The sequence below is a fragment of the Pseudomonas sp. P7759 genome (assembly GCF_013386445.1).
Classification (GTDB): Bacteria; Pseudomonadota; Gammaproteobacteria; order Pseudomonadales; family Pseudomonadaceae; genus Aquipseudomonas; species Aquipseudomonas azotoformans_A.
Genome location: NZ_JACART010000148.1, coordinates 1 through 802, shown reverse-complemented (window position 1 = coordinate 802; position 802 = coordinate 1). Strand labels below are relative to the sequence as shown.

The 802-nt window shown below is 57.0% G+C and carries 2 protein-coding genes; both read left to right on the top strand.

The features are described 5' to 3' along the window. A partial coding sequence (locus HX823_RS31740) for a substrate-binding domain-containing protein (protein WP_177078601.1) occupies positions 1–444 on the top strand: 444 nt, incomplete at its 5' end. Positions 445–551: 107 nt separating this feature from the next. Next, positions 552–802: class II aldolase/adducin family protein (locus HX823_RS31735; RefSeq protein WP_177078599.1), on the top strand; the 251-nt coding region annotated here is incomplete at its 3' end.

The window sequence follows — 802 nt, the reverse complement described above, 5'->3', positions numbered from 1 at the left end:
GACAATATCATCGGCGAGTCCATCGGCAAGATGGAACTGGTGGTGGTCTGCGCCAAGGCCCAACTACCGAAGAAGCCCTGCAAACTGGCGGATGTGTACCAGAATGGCTGGATCCTCAACCCGGACGGCTGCGGTTTCCGCGCGGGGTTGCAGCGGACCCTGTCCGATCAGGGCCTGGCATTGCGGGTGAACCTGGAGACTTTTGGTACTGAGCTGCAATTGGGCTTGGTGGCGGACGGCCTCGGCCTTGGCCTGGTGCCACGTCCGTTGCTGGAACGCAGCGCACACCGTGAGCAACTGGCGGTGATGCCGCTCAAGGACTTCAAGCCGGTGATGGACCTGTGGCTGATCTACCCGCACTTCCTCGGTAACCTGCAGGGGCCGGTGGATGCGTTTGGCAAGTGGGTCGCGGCCTCGTTGCACAAGATCAAGGATGCAGCCTGATATGAAAAAAAATAATAATTAGCTTAGATTAAAATGTGCTTTTTATTATTTTTTTGCATCCCCTAGGCTTGCCTGGAAGTCCTTAAGGCCATCCAGGAAGTTTTGCCATGAGCAGCGTCACCTCGATTTCCAGCGTTTCCACCAATGTTCGCCAGCGCGTCACTCCGGAAGAATGGGAAGTGCGCGTCAAACTGGCCGCCGCTTATCGCCTGGCGGCCTTGTACAAGTGGACCGACCATATCTACACCCACTTCTCCGCCCGCGTACCGGGCCCGGACGAGCATTTCCTGATCAACGCCTTTGGCTTGTTGTTCGATGAAATCAGCGCGTCCAACCTGGTCAAGGTCGACCTTGACGG